Source organism: Amycolatopsis sp. Hca4 (assembly GCF_013364075.1).
Lineage (GTDB): Bacteria > Actinomycetota > Actinomycetes > Mycobacteriales > Pseudonocardiaceae > Amycolatopsis.
The window spans coordinates 3,098,544-3,114,763 of record NZ_CP054925.1; the positions used below are offsets into that span (position 1 = coordinate 3,098,544).

Below are 16,220 nucleotides of genomic sequence, written 5' to 3' on the forward strand. Positions count from 1 at the left end.
GAATGAGCGGCTGATCGTCTCAATGCTCTTCGAGCTCATGAAAATACGCATGCAGCTCAGGCGTGGGATATCCTGCTGGCGTGGACGTGGTGAGCGACGCGATCTCCGCGGTGCGCCTCGGGCACCCGTCGTCGCACCGGGTGCGCGCCAGGGGGAGCTGGTGCGCGCGGCTCGATCCCTACGACGGCGCGGGTTTCCACGTCGTCCTGAAGGGCAGCTGCTGGCTGCTGCCCGACGGGGGCGTCCCGGTGCTCCTCGGCGTGGGCGACTCGGTGCTGCTGCCGCACGGCACCGGCCACGTGATCGCCGATTCCCCGGAGGCCGCGGAGAAGGCGGAGCCGTTCGAGCGCTGGGCGGCGCGGCCGGGCTCGGTCGAGCCCGCCGAGACGGAGCTGCTCTGCGGCGAGTACCGGCTCGACTGCAGCCGCCTGCACCCGCTGCTGACCGAGCTGCCCGAGGTGGTCCACCTGCCCAGCCGGGTGGGCAGCCACCTGGAGCTCCGCGCGGCGATCGACCTGCTCGCGGGCGAGCTGGACGAGCGACGCCCCGGCGCCTGCATCGCCCTGCCCAGCCTGCTCGACCTGCTGCTGGTCTACCTCATCCGCTCCTGGCTGACCGAGGCCACGGCCGGAACCTGGCCCCGGGTACTGGGCGACCCGGTGACGGCGGCGGCCCTGCGGGCGCTGCACACGGACCCGGCGGCGCCGTGGAGCAACGACCGCCTGGCCGCGGAGGCGGGCGTCTCCCGCCCGACGTTGGCCCGCAGGTTCACCTCCCTGGTCGGCCGCCCGCCGATGGCGTACCTGACGTGGTGGCGCCTGATCCTCGCGGCCGGCCGGCTCCGCACCACCGCGGACACCTTGGCGACCATCGCCACCCAAGTCGGGTACGGCAGCCCGTACGCGCTTTCCCACGCCTTCGAACGGGAATTCGGTGTCACGCCGGGCCGGTACCGCGCCCAGGCGGCGGAGCGATCCGCCGCGGCTCCGGCCTAAGCGAAGACGTCCCGCCGCGCGGCCACCCACTCCGCGTAGGTCGTCCCCCGGCGGCCCAGCAGTTCCTCGACCACACCAGTCGGCACCTCCGGATTCCGCACCGTCTCCGCAAAGCCTTCGAGCAGCCACCCGACCGCGTCTTCCGGGACCCCGTAACCGATCCACCGCGCCCGCTGCTCCGCCGGAGTCAGTTCCCGGAACCGGATCTCCTTGCCCAGCACCGAGCCGATGACCCGCACCTGCTCACGCAGGCTCACCGCCTCCGGTCCACTGAGGACATACGTCGCCCCGGCATGCCCGTCGGACACCAGGACCCGGGCCGCCACCGCCGCGATGTCACCGAGGTCGATGGGTGTCTGCGTCGCGTCGCCGTAGGCCATCGCGACCTCGCCCGCGCGGACCATCGGTGCCCAGTCCAGCGTGTTGTTCATGAACGCGCCCGGCCGCAGGAAGGTCCAGGCGAACCCCGCATCCCGGACGGCCGCCTCGACCGCGGCGTACTCGTGCCCGCTGGACCCCTCGTGCTCGTCGCCGACGCTGCTGCCCGACAACGCCACCACCCGCTCGACGCCGGCGTCCGAAGCCAGCTCGCAGAACCGCCGGACGGTCCGCGCCATCGGCGCCAGGTAGACCGCCGCGACGCCCTTGAGCGCCACGGGCAGCGTCGACGGCCGGGCCAGTGACCCGACGACGACCTCCGCCTCGGCAGGCAGCTGTGCGCGGTCCGGGTCGACGGTCAGCGCCCGCACCGGCACCCCCGCCGCGACGAGTTCGTCGACCACCAGCCGGCCGACGCTGCCGGTCGCTCCGGTCACCAGGATCGTCATGAGCGTCCTCCTCATTCTCGTATGCCGTACGAGATCGTACGGCATACGAGAACCACAGGAGAACCGAAAACCTCAGGAAGTGATGGTCGGCAGTTCCGGCGCCGCGACGTCGTAGACCTTGCCGTCCTGGGTCAGCAGCGCCGCCAGCACCTTGGCCTTGCGGTCGGTCTGCTCCGCCGTCCCCCAGCGGACGATTTTCCCGTTGCCCAGCGTGAACTCCACGCTCGCCGGCGTCTTCGCCGTCGCCGTGGTGACCTGCTTGAGCAGCTGCTCCGGGATCACCCCGAGCACCGCCGTCACCGCGCGCGTCACCGGGTCGTCGGCCGACACCTTCGGCAGCTTGAGCTCCGGCAGTCCCGCGGGCCGGGCCGGGACCGTCTTGAACACCACGCCGCCGCCGTCGACCAGGTGGACGCCGTCGCCGCCCGGGCCGCTGTCGAAGAACGCGATCGCCGTCCGCTCGGTCACCGTGATCTCGACCGTGTTCGGCCACGAGCGCGACACCTCGACCGTCGCGATGCCCGGCATCGCCGCCACCCGGTCGCGGATGTCGTCGGTGCTCAGCCGCAGCATCGGCTTGTCCGCCGGGACCGCCGCCACCGTGCGGATCTGGTCCACCGGCACCGTGCGGGCCCCGTTCACCGCGACGTCCTGCACGCCCAGCATCGAGCTGAAGAACAGCAGGTAGACCAGCGCCACCACGGTGAGCACGGACAGCAGCGCGACCCACCGGCGGCGGATCTCCACCTGCCGGTTGGGCCGGTTGCGCGGCGACGGACGCGCGGCGGCAGCGCGGGTCCGGCGGCGCTCCTCCTCGGAGCGCCGCCCGCGCCGCTGCCGGGCCAGGGTCGCCCGATCCGGCGCGTCGTCTTCCGCGGAGGAGGCGGCGGGCTGCGGACGGCGTTCCCTGGTCGGACTCATGGCCTCAGCGCTTGTCCAGCTCGGCGAGGATTTCCGGCCCCAGCTGCGTCACGTCCCCGGCGCCCATGGTCACCACGAGGTCGCCGGGCTTGGCCAGCCCGGCCGCCAGCGGCGCGGCGACGTCGAACGCCGGCTCGTAGTGCACCGACGCGGTCACCTTGTCCGCGATCAACGCACCGGTCACCCCCGGCTCCGGCTCCTCGCGCGCACCGTAGACGTCCAGCACGACGACCTCGTCGGCCAGCGACAACGCGGCCGCGAACTCCGTCGAGAACGTCTTGGTCCGCGAGTACAGGTGCGGCTGGAACACGACGATCACCCGGCCGGTCCCGGCCGCCGTGCGCACCGCGCGCAGCTGCGCGGCCACCTCGGTCGGGTGGTGGGCGTAGTCGTCGTAGACCCGGACGTCGCCGGCCCGGCCCTTGAACTCGAACCGCCGCCGCACCCCGCCGAAGGCCCCGAGGCCCTCGACCATGCCGCCGACCGGCGCGCCCAGCTCGATCCCGGCCAGCAGCGCCGCGATCGCGTTCAGCGCCATGTGCTCGCCCGGCACGGCGACCCGCACCGACAGCTCGGCGCCGTCGAGCAGCAGCCGCACGACCCCGCCGTCCGGCGCCGGGACGTAGTCCAGGACCCGCGCGTCGCCCGGCTCGGTCACCGTGCGGCCGTAGCGGCGGACCCGCACGCCCAGGTCGGCAGCCTGCCGGCCCAGCTCGTCGGCCGCAAGATCGTCGGCGCAGACGATCAGCAGCCCGCCCGGCACGATCCGGCTCACGAACTCGGTGAACACCTTGGTGTAGGCCTCGGCCGTGCCGTGGTGGTCCAGGTGGTCCGGCTCGACGTTCGTCACGACCGCGACCGACGGCGAGTAGGTCAGGAACGAGCCGTCGCTCTCGTCGGCCTCGGCGACGAAGAGCCCGCCCTCGCCGTGGTGGGCGTTGGCCCCGGACTCGTTGAGGTCGCCGCCGATGGCGAACGACGGGTCGAGCCGGCAGTGCTGCAGGGCCACGGTGAGCATCGACGTCGTCGACGTCTTGCCGTGCGTGCCCGCGATGCAGGCGACCCGGTGGCCTTCCATCAGCCCGGCCAGCGCCTGCGCCCGGTGCAGCACCGGGATGCCCGCTTCCCGGGCCGCGGCCAGCTCCGGGTTGGTCTCCTTGATCGCCGTCGAGACGACCACCGCCGACGGCGGCTCGGCCAGTGCCGCGATGTTCGCGGCGGCCTGGCCGACGAACAGCTCCGCGCCCTGCGCCCGCAGCGACAGCAGCGCGCGCGACTCCTTGGCGTCCGAGCCCGACACGAACGCCCCGCGGGCCAGCAGGATCCGGGCGATGCCGGACATGCCGGCCCCGCCGATCCCGATCAGGTGCGCCCGGCGCAGCTCTTCCGGCAACTCAAGCACGGGCGGCCTCCAGGACGATCCGGGCGAGGGTTTCGTCGGCTTCGCGGTGGCCCATGCCGACCGCCGCCGCGCCCATTTTCGCGACGCGGTCGGCGTCGGTGACCAGCGGGACGACCAGCTCGGCGACCTTGGCCGGGCTCAGGTCGGCGTCGTCGATCATCAGCGCGGCCCCGGCGTCGACGGCGGGCCGGCCGTTGGTGGCCTGCTCGCCGTTGCCGATCGGCAGCGGGACGAACACCGCGGGCAGCCCGACCGACGTCACCTCGGCGACGGTCATCGCGCCCGAGCGGCAGATCGCCACGTCGGCCGCGGCGTAGGCCAGGTCCATCCGCTCCAGGTACGGCACCGGCACGTACGCCGGCTTGCCCGGGAACTCCTGCACGACCAGCGTGTTCTTCGGCCCGTGCGCGTGCAGGACGCCGACCCCGGCGTCCGCCAGGTCCTTGGCCGCACCGGACACGGCGGCGTTGATCGACTGCGCACCCTGCGAACCGCCGAAGACCAGCAGCGTCGGCGCGTCCGGGTCCAGGCCGAAGAACTCCCGCGCCTCGGCCCGCAGCGCGGGCCGGTCCAGCGCGGTGATCGACCGCCGCAGCGGGATCCCGACGACCTCGGCCTTCGGCAACGGCGTGCCCGGGACGGCGACCGCGACGCGCGCGGCGAACCGGGCGCCGACCTTGTTCGCCAGGCCGGCCGACTTGTTGGCCTCGTGCACGACGATCGGGACGCGCCCGCGCGCCGCCAGGTAGGCGGGCAGGGCGACGTACCCGCCGAAGCCGACGACGACGTCCGCGCCGACGCGCTCCAGCACTTCACGGGTCTTGCGGACCGAGTCGCGGACCTTCAGCGGCAGCCGGATCAGCTCCGGCGTCGGCTTGCGCGGCAGCGGGACCGGCGGGATCAGCTCGAGGGGGTAGCCACGGGCCGGGACCAGCTTGTTCTCCAGGCCGCGCTCGGTGCCGAGCGCGACGACCGTCGCGTCCGGGCGCAGCCGCATGACGGCGTCGGCCAGGGCGAGGGCCGGTTCGATGTGTCCTGCGGTGCCACCTCCGGCGACCACGACCACGGGCCCCTTGCCCGCGGCTGATCGCTCGGTTCCCTTGACGGGCTTACTCACCTATGACCTCTCCGGTTCGCGGTACTCCGGGTACCACGGCTCGCTGTTGTCCGCGCGGCCCCGCCGCGAGACGTGGCCGTGCTCGTCCGTGCCGCGCTGCGGCGCACCGGTTCGCGGACCGACCTCCGTCGTTCCTGCGCCGGGGCGGGCCGGGCCGCACGGGGCGCCGGCCTGGCCGCCTTCGCCCCACTCCGCCCCGCCGCCTTGCGCGTGGCGGGCGGGCGGTACGGGTCGGGCGCGGGCAGCCGCAGCAGACGCCCGAATTTACCCGGCCCCTGTGTGCGCAGTGCGGCCACCGCCTCCGGTTCGTGCCGGGCGGCGTTCGCGAGCACGCCCATGATGAGCATGGTGATCACCAGCGAGGTGCCGCCGTAGGAGATGAGCGGCAGCGTGACGCCGGTGACCGGCAGCAGGCCGACGACGTAGCCGATGTTGATGCCGGCCTGGGCCACCAGGAACACCGTCAGCGTGCCGGAGACGATCCGGATCCACGGGTCGATGTTGCGGGTGGCGATCCGCAGGCCCACCACCGCGACGCCGCCGAAGAGGGCGAGCACGACGACGCAGCCGATCAGCCCGAGCTCCTCGCCGATCAGGGCGAAGATGAAGTCGTTCTGGACGTTCGGCAGGTAGTTCCAGCTGGCCGCGCCCTGGCCGAGGCCCTTGCCGAGCAGCCCGCCGTCGGCGAGCGCCAGCTTGGCCTGGTTCGCCTGGAAGCCGCCGGCGCTGGTGTCGGCGTCCGGCGAGAGGAACGACATGACGCGGTCGAGCCGGTAGGGCGCGATGACGGCGAGCACGAGCACCCCGGCCAGGCCACCGGCGAGGATGACGCCGAACAGCCGTTTCGGGGCGCCGGCGAACCACAGCAGCGCCAGCAGCACCACGGCCAGGGTGACCGTGCCGCCGAGGTCGGGCTGCAGCATGACCAGGGCGAACATCAGCAGCGCGATCGGCACCACCGGCACCAGCAGGTGCCGCCACTGGTGGATCACGTTGTACTTGATCACCAGGATGTGCGCGCCCCAGAAGGCCAGCGCCACCTTCGCGGCCTCGACCGGCTGGAAGGTGAACTCGCCGATCTTGAACCAGCCCTGCGAGCCGTTGACCGTCGAGCCGAGCGGGGTGAGCACGAGCATCAGCAGGCCGAGGCAGATCACCGTCACCGTGGCCGACATCCGCCGGATCCGCTCCAGCTTGACCCGCAGGCCCAGCCAGAACACGAACGAGCCGAGCGCGACGAACACCAGGTGCTTGACGAACAGCGAGTAGACGCCGCTGCCGGTCTTCGGGTTGTAGGAAGCCACCGAAGACGCCGACAGCACCATGACGATGCCGATGACGGTGAGCACGCCGGTGAGGGCGAGCACGAGGTGGAACGACGCCAGCGGCCGCGAGAGCCACGCGGTCAGCGCGGTCCGGACCGCGACGAAGGCGCTCTCCTTGCGCTCGCGGCGCGGCCGCTTCGGCGGCGGTCCGGGCTTGGTCTCAGCTGTCGGCACTCGGCTCCCCCGCTGCGTCGTCGCGGAGGACATGCACCGCCGCGGCGAACGCGTCACCGCGCGCGCCGTAGTTCGGGAACATGTCCAACGACGCCGCGGCGGGTGCCAGCAGCACCACGTCACCGGGCCGGGCCATCGCGCTGGCCGCACTCACCGCCGCAGTCATGGGTTCATCGTCACCCGGACGGAGGCTGTTCACCGGGACATCCGGCGCGTGTCGCGCAACCGCGGCGGCGATCACGGGTGAATCCACGCCGAGGAGCACGACCCCGCGGAGGCGGCCGGCGATGCTGCTCACCAGCTCGTCGACCGAGGCACCCTTGAGCTGGCCACCGGCGATCCACACGATCGACTCGTGGGCGCGCAGGGAGCCGGCGGCCGCGTGCGGGTTGGTCGCCTTCGAGTCGTTGACGTACCGCACCCCGGCCACCTCGGCGACCTCGGCGGCCCGGTGCGGGGCCGGCTGGTACTCGCGCAGGCCCTTCAGCACGGCTTCCGGCGTGACGCCGTGGGCGCGGGCCAGCGCGGCCGCGGCGAGTGCGTTGGCGACGTTGTGCGGGCCCGCCGGGCGGACGTCCGACAGCGTGGCGAGCTGCTCGGCGGTGTTCGCCGGGTCGGCGACGAAGGCGCGGTCGACCAGCAGGTCCTCGACCACGCCCAGCTCACCGGCGCGCGGGGTGTCGAGCTGGAAACCGACGCGGCGAGCGCTCTCGGGCGCGTGCTCGTCGGCGATCCGGGTCGACCAGTCGTCGTCGGCGTTGTGCACCGCGACCTTGGCCCGGGCGTAGACCCGGCCCTTCGCGGCCGCGTACTCGTCCATCGAGCCGTGCCAGTCGATGTGGTCCTCGGCCAGGTTCAGCACCACGGCGGCGTCCGGGGCCAGCGTCGAGGACCAGTGCAGCTGGAAGCTCGACAGCTCCACGGCCAGCACGTCGTAGCCTGCCCGGACCGCGTCGAGCGCCGCGTACCCGATGTTCCCGCAGGCCACGGCGTTCGCGCCGGCCGCTTTGAGGATCGACTCGAGCATGCCGGCGGTGGTCGTCTTGCCGTTGGTACCGGTCACCACCAGCCAGGACGGCGGGTGCTCGCGCAGCTGCCCGACCCGCCAGGCCAGTTCGACGTCGCCGATCACCTCGACCCCCGCTTCGGCCGCGGCCACCAGCAGCGGCGACGTCGGCCGCCAGCCGGGGCTGGTGACCACGAGGACGACGTCGGACGGCGGCTCGGTCAGCCCCGGCACCAGCTCGGCGCCGAGGCCGTCCAGCTCGGCCAGGCGCTCGGCGTTGCCGTCGGTGACGGTGACGCGCGCACCCAGCTCGACCAGCACCGGCACCACGGACTTGCCCGTGACGCCGGCTCCGGCGACCAGGACGTGACGACCCGAAATCTCCACGGTCAGCCGCCGAGACCCAGCTGCTCGCTGTAGAACAGGCCGAGCCCGAACATGCAGCAGATCGCCGAGAGCAGCCAGAACCGGATGATCACCGTGGTTTCGGCCCAGCCGGCGAGCTCGAAGTGGTGGTGGAACGGCGCCATCCGGAACAGCCGGCGCCGGGTTGTCCGGAACACCGCGATCTGCGCGACCACCGAGATCATCTCGACCATGAACAGGCCGCCGATGACGATGGCGAGCAGCTCGGTGCGGGTGGTCATCGACAGGCCGGCGACCAGGCCGCCGAGGGCCAGCGAGCCGGTGTCGCCCATGAAGATCTTCGCCGGGGCCGCGTTCCACCAGAGGAACCCGACGCAGGCGCCGGTCGCCGCGGCGGCCACCACGGCCAGGTCCAGCGGGTCGCGGACGTCGTAGCAGGCCGGGGCGGGCCCGTTCGAGCAGGACAGCCGCTCCTGCCAGAACGAGATGACGACGTAGGTGGCCAGCACCATCGCCGCCGCGCCGCCGGCCAGGCCGTCGAGGCCGTCGGTGAAGTTCACCGCGTTCGACCAGCCGGAGATCACGATGTAGCAGAAGATCACGAAGATCACCGACGGGAAGGTGATCAGCGCGAGGTCGCGGACGTAGGAGAGGCTCTCCGACGCCGGCGTGATGCCGTGCTCATTCGGGAAGTTCAGCACCAGCACCGCGAACGCGATGGTGACCACCAGCTGCCCGACCAGCTTCGCGGTCTTGTTCAGCCCCAGGTTGCGCTGCTTGCGGATCTTGATGAAGTCGTCGAGGAACCCGACGATCCCCAGGCCCACCGCGAGCATCAGGACCAGCAGCCCGGAGGCCGTCGGCGCGCCGCTGCGGGAGTTGAACATCCAGTTGATCAGGTGCGCGGCGAAGTACCCGACGACCATCGCGATGATGATCGCGACACCGCCCATGGTCGGGGTACCGCGCTTGGACTTGTGTCCCTGGGGGCCTTCCTCGCGGATCTCCTGGCCGAAGCCCTGCCGGGAGAAGACCCGGATCAGGTAGGGCGTGAGCAGGATGGAGATCAGCAGGCCCGCCGCGGCCGCGATCAGGATGCTGATCACGCGTCACCACCGTTCGAGCGATTCTCGGAGTTGTCGGTTTCCCGGGGTTCGAGCAGAGCTTCGGCGACCCGCCAGAGGCCGGCGGCCTTGGAGGCCTTGACCAGCACCACGTCCCCGGGGCGGAGCTGATCATGCAGCAGGGCGATCGCGGCCTCGACGTCGGGTACCAGTGCCGACTCCTCGCCCCAGGAACCCTCCTGGTGCGCGCCCTGGTGCATGGCCGCCGCCTCGGGCCCGATCACGACGAGCTTGGCGATGTTGAGCCGGACGACGAGCCTGCCGATCTCGTCGTGGGCGGTGACCGAGTCCGCGCCGAGCTCGCCCATCACGCCGAGCACGGCCCAGGAGCGGCGGCCGGTGTCCCGGGTCATCGCCGCGAGGGCCTTCAGGCCGGCCCGCATCGACTCGGGGTTGGCGTTGAAGGAGTCATTGAGGATCGTCACGCCGTCGGGCCGGGTGACGACCTCCATGCGGCGCGCGGAGCGCCGTTCGAGGTTCGAGAGCCGGGCGGCGATGTCGGCCGGGCTCACGCCCAGCTCCAGGGCCACCGCGGCGGCCGACAGCGCGTTGCCGACGTGGTGCTCGCCGTGCAGCGGCAGCTTGACGTCGGCCGCGCCGGCCGGGGTGACCAGCCGGAAGGACGCGCGGGCCTCGTCGTCGACGGTGATGTCCTCCGCGCGGATCTGCGCCGACGGGCTCTCCCCGACGAAGACCACCCGGGCCTTCGTGCGGCTCGCCATGGCCGCGACCAGCGGGTCGTCGAGGTTGAGCACCGCGACGCCGTTCTCGGGCAGTGCCTCGACCAGCTCACCCTTGGTCTTCGCGATGCCCTCGCGCGAGCCGAACTCGCCGACGTGTGCGCTGCCGACGTTGAGCACGACGCCGATCTTCGGCGGCGCGATCGCGGCGAGGTGGGCGATGTGCCCCGGGCCGCGCGCGGACAGCTCCAGCACCAGGTGCCGGGTCGCCGCGTCGGCCCGCAGCGCCGTCCACGGGTGGCCGAGCTCGTTGTTGAACGACCCGGGCGGCGCGATCGTCGGGCCGAGCGGCTCGAGCAGCTGCGCGATGACGTCCTTGGTCGAGGTCTTGCCGGAGGAACCGGTGACGCCGACGACGGTCAGCTCGCCCTCGGCCAGCCGCTGGACGACGAACCGGGCGAGCTTGGCCAGCGCGGCCAGCACCGCGGCGCCGGAGCCGTCCTTGTCGCCGGTCAGCGCGACCGACCGCTCGTGGGCCTCGCCCGCGCCGATCGGCGGGACGACGATCGCGGGCGCGTCGACCTCGCGGGCGGCCAGCACCGCCACCGCCCCGGCCTCGACGGCCTGCGCGGCGAAGTCGTGGCCGTCGACCTTCTCCCCCGGCAGGGCCACGAACAGGCCGCCGGGGGTGAGCTTCCGGGTGTCGAACTCCACGGTGCCGGTCACCTGCGCGCCCGGCTCGGCGCGGTGCAGCCGGCCGCCGACGACGTCGGCGATCTCGGCCAGGCTGAGCACGATCACACACTCACCTCGAGTTTGTTGCGGATGGCCGCGGCCAGCTCGTCGCGGTCGGAGAACGGGTGCACGACGCCGCCGGCCTCCTGGCCGGACTCGTGCCCCTTGCCGGCGAGGAAGACGATGTCGCCCGGCCCGGCGAGCGAGACGGCGTGCGCGATGGCTTCGCGGCGGTCGCCGATCTCGAGGACCTCGCCTCCTTCGGCGGGCCCCACGGCGCGGGCGCCGGCGAGCATGGCGGCCCGGATGGCCGCCGGGTCTTCGGACCGGGGGTTGTCGTCGGTGACGATCAGGACGTCGCTGCGGCGGGCCGCGGCCTCGCCCATCATCGGGCGCTTGGCGGTGTCCCGGTCGCCGCCGCAGCCGAGCACGGTGATGATCCGGCCTTCGGTGCGGGCCCGCAGCGCGTCCAGGCCCTGGGCGACCGCGGCCGGCTTGTGGGCGTAGTCGACGACGGCGGTGAACTCCTGGCCGACGTAGACCCGCTCCATCCGGCCCGGCACCTGCACCTGGGCCAGCCCGGCGACGATGTGCTCCACGCCGACGCCCGCGGTGCCGAGGATCGCGGCGGCGAGCACGGCGTTGGCGACGTTGAACTCGCCCGGCAGCGGGATCCGGGCCGCGGCGCGGACGCCGTCCGGGCCGTGCAGGGTGAACGTCTGCTCGCCCTGCGGGGTGGCCTCCAGGTCGGTGGCCTTCCACACGGCGTCGGTGCCGGGATCGGTGGTGACGGTGATCGTCTGCGGCGTGAGCAGGGCCTGGCCCCACGCGCTGTCGACCACGACGACCTCGTGCGTCGAGCGGCCGTCGAACAGCAGGGACTTCGCGGCGAAGTACTCCTGCATGTCCTTGTGGAAGTCCAGGTGGTCCTGGGAGAGGTTGGTGAAGGCGCCGACGGAGAAGCGGGTGCCGTTGACCCGGCCCAGCGCGAGCGCGTGGCTGGAGACCTCCATCGGCACGTGCGTGACGCCGCGCTCGAGCATCACCGCGAGCAGCGCCTGCAGGTCCGGCGCCTCCGGCGTGGTGAACCCGCTGACCAGGCGTTCGCCGGCGATCCGGGTCTCCACGGTTCCGATCAGGCCGGTGGTCAGGCCCGCGGCCTGCAGGCCGGCGTCGACCAGGTAGGACGTCGTGGTCTTGCCGGACGTCCCGGTGACGCCGAGGACGGACAGCTTCAGCGAGGGCTCGCCGTAGATCCAGGCGGCGATCTCGCCGAGCGCGGCGCGCGGGTCGGCGTGGACCAGGATCGGGACGCCGGCGTCGCGCAGGGCGGGCCGCTGGGCCCCTTCGGCGTCGGTCAGCACGGCGACGGCCCCGGCCGCGACCGCCTGGTCGCTGAAGTCGGCGCCGTGGGCGCGGGCGCCCGGGAGGGCGGCGAAGAGGTCACCGGGCAGCACGTGCTGCGCGCGCAGCGTGGTGCCGGTGACGGTGAGCTCGGCCGCGTCGGGGCTCTCCGCGATCAGGCGAGCGTCCGCCCTGGCGAGCAGCGTCGCCAGCGGGACCGGGTCGATGCGCGCCGGGCGGGGCGGCGCGGGGACCGCTTTCACCGGGCTTTCCGGCACCTGGGAACTGGACGAGGACACGGACACGGCCAAGAGGCTACCGGCGGGCGGTTCGGGCACCCGCACGCGGTACGGCGATTGCGCACGGCTGAGGCACATGTGCTAGGCGCGGAACTCGACATCCTTGCCCCGCAAGGCTTTCCCCGGCCACCGACCCCACCATGTGGACACCCGCCCCGCGAAAAGCCGCAAGGGGCACCCTCGTGGACCCGAAGTCCACCAGGGTGCCCCTCCCGGTTTCCGGCTACGGGGCGATGATGAGCGGAACCTCCGGCGACGGACCGTCGGACAACGGGATCTGGTACCGCTGCGTCACATAGGACGCGATGGTGTGGAACAGCGGCGCGGCGGAGTGCCCCACCGGCAGCGTCGTGTCCGGCGCGTCCAGCCGGATCCCGATGACGAACCGCGGGTGGTCGGCGGGCAGGATGCCGGCGAAGGTGATGTTGTACAGGTGGTCGCTGTAGGCCTTCGTCCGCGGGTCGACCTGCTGGCCGGTGCCGGTTTTCCCGGAGATCTGGTAGCCCTCGACCGCCGCCGTCGGCGCGGTGCCCTTCTGCAGGCCCTTGCCGTTCTGGGCGACCGCGCGCATCATGTCGCGCACCGTCTTGGCGGTCTGCGGGCTGACCACCCGGACCGACTTCGGCGCCGGCTCGGGCACGGTCGTGCCGTCCGGGTTCACCTTGGCCTTGACGATCCGGGGTTCGACGCGCAGGCCGTCGTTGGCGATCGCCTGGTACATCCCGGCCATCTGCAGGATGGTCATCGACAGGCCCTGCCCGATCGGCAGGTTGCCGAAGGTGGTCGCCGACCACTGGCTGCGCGCGGGCACCACGCCCGCGCTCTCGCCGGGCAGGCCGACGCCGGTGCGCTGGCCGAGCCCGAACGACTTGAGCAGGTTCGCGTACCGCTCTTCGCCGATCTTCTGCGCCAGCAGCAGCGTGCCGATGTTGGAGGACTTGGCGAAGATGCCGGTGGTGGTGAACGTCTGCGTGCCGTGGGTCCAGGCGTCGTGCACCGTCTTGTCGGCCACCTGCAGCGCGCCGGGCACTTCGACGGTCGACTCCGGAGTCGCGATGCCGTAGTCGATCGCGCCGGTGGCGGTGACGAGCTTGTTGACCGACCCGGGTTCGAACGGCGTGGTCACCGCGGGGTTGGCGAGCGCGTCGTTGGTCCAGCTCGCCTGGTCGTTGGGATCGAACGTCGTGCTGTTGGCCAGCGCGTAGACCTCGCCGGTCTTGGCGTCGAGCACGACCGCCTGCCCGCCCTTGGCGTGCGACTGCTGGACGTAGTCCGCCAGCTGCCGCTGCACCTCGTACTGCAGGTCGGAGTCGATGGTCAGCTCGAGGTCCGAGCCGGGCACGGCGGCCTGCAGGTCGCGCTCGGTGCCCGGGATGACGACGTTGTCGCTGCCGTTCTTGGTGTTGACCATCATCCGGCCCGGCGTGCCGGCCAGGTCGTTGTCGCGCAGCAGCTCCAGCCCGACCAGGCCGTGCAGGTTGTGCTTGGAGACGTCCGGGTCGTCGGAGCGCCAGTTCGCGGCGCCGACGATGTTCGCCGCCAGGCTGCCGCCCGGGTACTCGCGCAGCGCGCGCTTTTCGACGCCGATCCACGCGAAGTGCTTGACGATGTCGGCGGCGATGGACGGCTCGATGTTGTTGACCAGGTAGGTGAAGGACGCCTGCTTGTGGAACAGGTCGAGCAGCTGCTGCTCGCTGACCACGGCGGGCAGCTTGCCCGCGATGTACTTGGCGGCCGCGGCCGTCTCGGCGTCGAACGTCTTCGGTGTGCCGGGGTTCTTGGCCGCGAAGTCGTCCATGCTCTTGTGCAGTGCCTTGAGGTTCACCGAAAGGGTGCGCACCTCGACGCTGAACGCCAGCTTGGCGCCGTTGCGGTCCACAATGGACCCGCGCTGGGCCGGGATGTCGATGGTCTGGGCCCGCTGCCGCTCGGCCGCGGCCGACAGCGCGGCGGCGTCGAACCACTGCACCTGCACCAGTTTCACGCCGGCGACGAGCAGGACGGCGACCAGCAGCAGGCGCACGGCGGAGAACCGGCTGCGGTGCCCGCCGTTCCCGCGGCGCGCGGCCGCGCTGCGGGTCCCGGCGGCGTACGTCCGGCGCGCGCTGCCCGCGGCCCGCGCGCGGACCTGGCTGCGGCCCGAAGCCATCACTGGCCGCCTCCCGGCTGGGCCGGCGGCTGCTCTTCGGCGGGCACGGCGGGCTGGTCGCCCTCGATCGGGGCGCCCTGCTGCGACTGGGTGCCCGCGGCGGGCGCGGCGGGCGGCGCGGCCGGCACGACGGGGGCGTCCGCCTTGGCCTTCTTGGGCTCGCCGACGAGCGAGGTCTTCCCGTCCGGGCCGACGACGATCCGCGCCGGGTCACCGCCGGGCACCATGCCCAGCTGCTGGGCCGCGGGGGCCAGCGAAGCGGGCGACTCGGCCTTGGCGACGTCGCGCTGCAGCTGTTCCTTCTGCTCGGCCAGGTTCGCGTTGGTGGTGCGCAGCTGCTCCAGCCGGTAGGAGTCGGCGATCGCCTGCGTGGTCAGCCACAGCGTGGTCGCCACGCCGGCGGCCAGCAGCGCCATCATCATCAGCACGAAGGACGCGCGCGACTTCGGCAGCAGCTCCTTCAGCTGGAGCTTCGGCTTCGCCGCCTGCGCGGCGGGCCGGGCCTTCGGCTCCGGGCGCGCCTCGCGGTCCTTCAGCAGGTCGGCGCGCTGGGCGCGGCGGGCGTAGGCGCGCTCGGCCGCGGACGTGCGGCCGCGCGAACCGCGCCGGGCCGGGGCAGGCTGCTGGTCCGGCTCGACGGTGGCCGAGGTGCGGGCGGCCTCGCTGCGGGCCCGCGTCGCCGGCGCGGCCCGGCGGCGGGACTTCGCGGGAGCGGTCATCGCGGCTCTCCGATCCTCTCTGCGGCCCGCAGCCGCACCGAGGCGGCCCGCGGGTTCCGTTCGATCTCCTCTTCGCCGGCCTTCTCGGCCCCGCGGGTGAGGAGCTTCAGCTCCGGCCCGTGCCCGGGCAGCTCCACCGGGAGCCCCTCCGGGGTGCGGGACTTCGCGAGCTCGGCCAGCGCTTGCTTGACCAGCCGGTCTTCCAGGGACTGGTACGACTCGACGACGATCCGGCCGCCGGTCCTGAGCGCACCCAGCGCCGCCGGCATGGCGCGGCGCAGCACCTCCAGTTCGCCGTTGACCTCGATCCGCAGCGCCTGGAAGGTGCGCTTGGCCGGGTGCCCGCCGGTGCGGCGGGTGGCGGCCGGGACGGCGGCGTAGAGCAGTTCGACCAGGCGGCCGCTGGTGGTGAACGGTTCCTTCTCCCGCTCCGCCACGACCGACTTGACGATCCGCTGCGCGAACCGTTCCTCGCCGTAGTCGCGCAGGATGCGGACGAGCTCGCCCGGCGCGTAGGTGTTGAGGACGTCGGCCGCGGTGAACCCGGTGGTCGGGTCCATCCGCATGTCCAGCGGGGAGTCCTTGGCGTAGGCGAACCCGCGCTCGGCGCGGTCCAGCTGCATCGACGAGACGCCGAGGTCGAACAGGATGCCGTCGGCCTTGGCGATGCCCAGCCCGGCGAGGGCCTCCGGCAGCCCGTCGTAGACGGTGTGGACGAAGTCGACGCGGTCGCCGTGGCGGGCCAGGCGTTCGGCGGACTTCTCGAGCGCGGCGGGGTCGCGGTCCAGCGCGACCAGGCGCAGCCGGGGGAAGGTCTCGAGGAGGGCGTCGGAGTGGCCGCCGAGGCCGACGGTGGCGTCCACCAGGACGCCGTCGCGGTCGGCGAACACGGGGGTGAACAGCTCGACGATCCGGTCGAGCAGCACCGGGACGTGCTCGGGTGCCGTCATGTTCCCCTCCCCCTCTCTCGCCCGATCGGCCCGGGGGAAATATGGCGGATGCCGTCAGGTCCCTGTCCGCCCGCTGCGGACCTGGTA

The 16,220-nt window shown here is 72.9% G+C and carries 13 protein-coding genes; 1 reads left to right on the forward strand and 12 read right to left on the reverse strand.

The features are described 5' to 3' along the window. The first annotated feature begins 80 nt into the window (after nucleotides 1-80). Nucleotides 81-995, forward strand: a complete 915-nt coding sequence (locus tag HUT10_RS13485) for an AraC family transcriptional regulator (protein WP_176171523.1) — start codon at nucleotides 81-83, stop codon at nucleotides 993-995. Here the strand turns inward: HUT10_RS13485 and HUT10_RS13490 are convergent. The 12 genes from HUT10_RS13490 to rsmH all read right to left on the reverse strand — a co-directional run bounded on the left by HUT10_RS13490 (nucleotide 992) and on the right by rsmH (nucleotide 16,133). Continuing rightward, the gene (locus HUT10_RS13490; RefSeq protein WP_176171524.1) at nucleotides 992-1,822 is read right to left on the reverse strand and encodes an NAD(P)H-binding protein; all 831 of its coding nucleotides are present in this window, start codon (nucleotides 1,820-1,822) and stop codon (nucleotides 992-994) included. The two genes, HUT10_RS13485 and HUT10_RS13490, sit on opposite strands and share 4 nt — an antisense overlap. A gap of 72 nt (nucleotides 1,823-1,894) precedes the next feature. After that, nucleotides 1,895-2,743 carry a cell division protein FtsQ/DivIB gene (locus HUT10_RS13495; RefSeq protein ID WP_176171525.1) on the reverse strand — a complete coding sequence of 283 codons (849 nt, stop codon included), beginning with the start codon at nucleotides 2,741-2,743 and terminating at the stop codon, nucleotides 1,895-1,897. A 4-nt stretch (nucleotides 2,744-2,747) separates the two neighbouring features. Beyond that, nucleotides 2,748-4,145 (reverse strand): UDP-N-acetylmuramate--L-alanine ligase, encoded by a 1,398-nt coding sequence (murC, locus tag HUT10_RS13500; RefSeq protein WP_176171526.1) that lies wholly within the window; start codon nucleotides 4,143-4,145, stop codon nucleotides 2,748-2,750. After that, nucleotides 4,138-5,262: an undecaprenyldiphospho-muramoylpentapeptide beta-N-acetylglucosaminyltransferase gene (murG, locus tag HUT10_RS13505; RefSeq protein WP_176171527.1), complete on the reverse strand. Its 1,125-nt coding sequence runs from the start codon at nucleotides 5,260-5,262 to the stop codon at nucleotides 4,138-4,140. Before murG ends, murC begins: the two co-directional genes overlap by 8 nt. After that, on the reverse strand, nucleotides 5,259-6,761 hold the full coding sequence (gene ftsW / locus HUT10_RS13510) for a putative lipid II flippase FtsW (protein WP_176171528.1): 1,503 nt from the start codon (nucleotides 6,759-6,761) through the stop codon (nucleotides 5,259-5,261). The genes murG and ftsW overlap by 4 nt, the downstream gene beginning before the upstream one ends. Continuing rightward, nucleotides 6,748-8,154 (reverse strand): UDP-N-acetylmuramoyl-L-alanine--D-glutamate ligase, encoded by a 1,407-nt coding sequence (gene murD, locus HUT10_RS13515; RefSeq protein WP_217709603.1) that lies wholly within the window; start codon nucleotides 8,152-8,154, stop codon nucleotides 6,748-6,750. The genes ftsW and murD overlap by 14 nt, the downstream gene beginning before the upstream one ends. A 2-nt stretch (nucleotides 8,155-8,156) precedes the next feature. Then, nucleotides 8,157-9,239: a phospho-N-acetylmuramoyl-pentapeptide-transferase gene (gene mraY / locus HUT10_RS13520; protein WP_176171529.1), complete on the reverse strand. Its 1,083-nt coding sequence runs from the start codon at nucleotides 9,237-9,239 to the stop codon at nucleotides 8,157-8,159. Continuing rightward, nucleotides 9,236-10,738: a UDP-N-acetylmuramoyl-tripeptide--D-alanyl-D-alanine ligase gene (gene murF / locus HUT10_RS13525; protein ID WP_176171530.1), complete on the reverse strand. Its 1,503-nt coding sequence runs from the start codon at nucleotides 10,736-10,738 to the stop codon at nucleotides 9,236-9,238. The genes mraY and murF overlap by 4 nt, the downstream gene beginning before the upstream one ends. Further along, nucleotides 10,735-12,279 carry a UDP-N-acetylmuramoyl-L-alanyl-D-glutamate--2,6-diaminopimelate ligase gene (locus tag HUT10_RS13530; protein WP_176177808.1) on the reverse strand — a complete coding sequence of 515 codons (1,545 nt, stop codon included), beginning with the start codon at nucleotides 12,277-12,279 and terminating at the stop codon, nucleotides 10,735-10,737. The genes murF and HUT10_RS13530 overlap by 4 nt, the downstream gene beginning before the upstream one ends. A gap of 259 nt (nucleotides 12,280-12,538) precedes the next feature. Beyond that, nucleotides 12,539-14,464, reverse strand: coding sequence for a penicillin-binding protein 2 (locus tag HUT10_RS13535; protein WP_176171531.1), 1,926 nt, complete (start codon nucleotides 14,462-14,464; stop codon nucleotides 12,539-12,541). Then, the gene (locus tag HUT10_RS13540) at nucleotides 14,464-15,183 is read right to left on the reverse strand and encodes a hypothetical protein (RefSeq protein WP_176171532.1); all 720 of its coding nucleotides are present in this window, start codon (nucleotides 15,181-15,183) and stop codon (nucleotides 14,464-14,466) included. The genes HUT10_RS13535 and HUT10_RS13540 overlap by 1 nt, the downstream gene beginning before the upstream one ends. After that, nucleotides 15,180-16,133, reverse strand: coding sequence for a 16S rRNA (cytosine(1402)-N(4))-methyltransferase RsmH (gene rsmH, locus HUT10_RS13545; RefSeq protein WP_176171533.1), 954 nt, complete (start codon nucleotides 16,131-16,133; stop codon nucleotides 15,180-15,182). The genes HUT10_RS13540 and rsmH overlap by 4 nt, the downstream gene beginning before the upstream one ends. Nucleotides 16,134-16,220 lie beyond the last annotated feature (87 nt).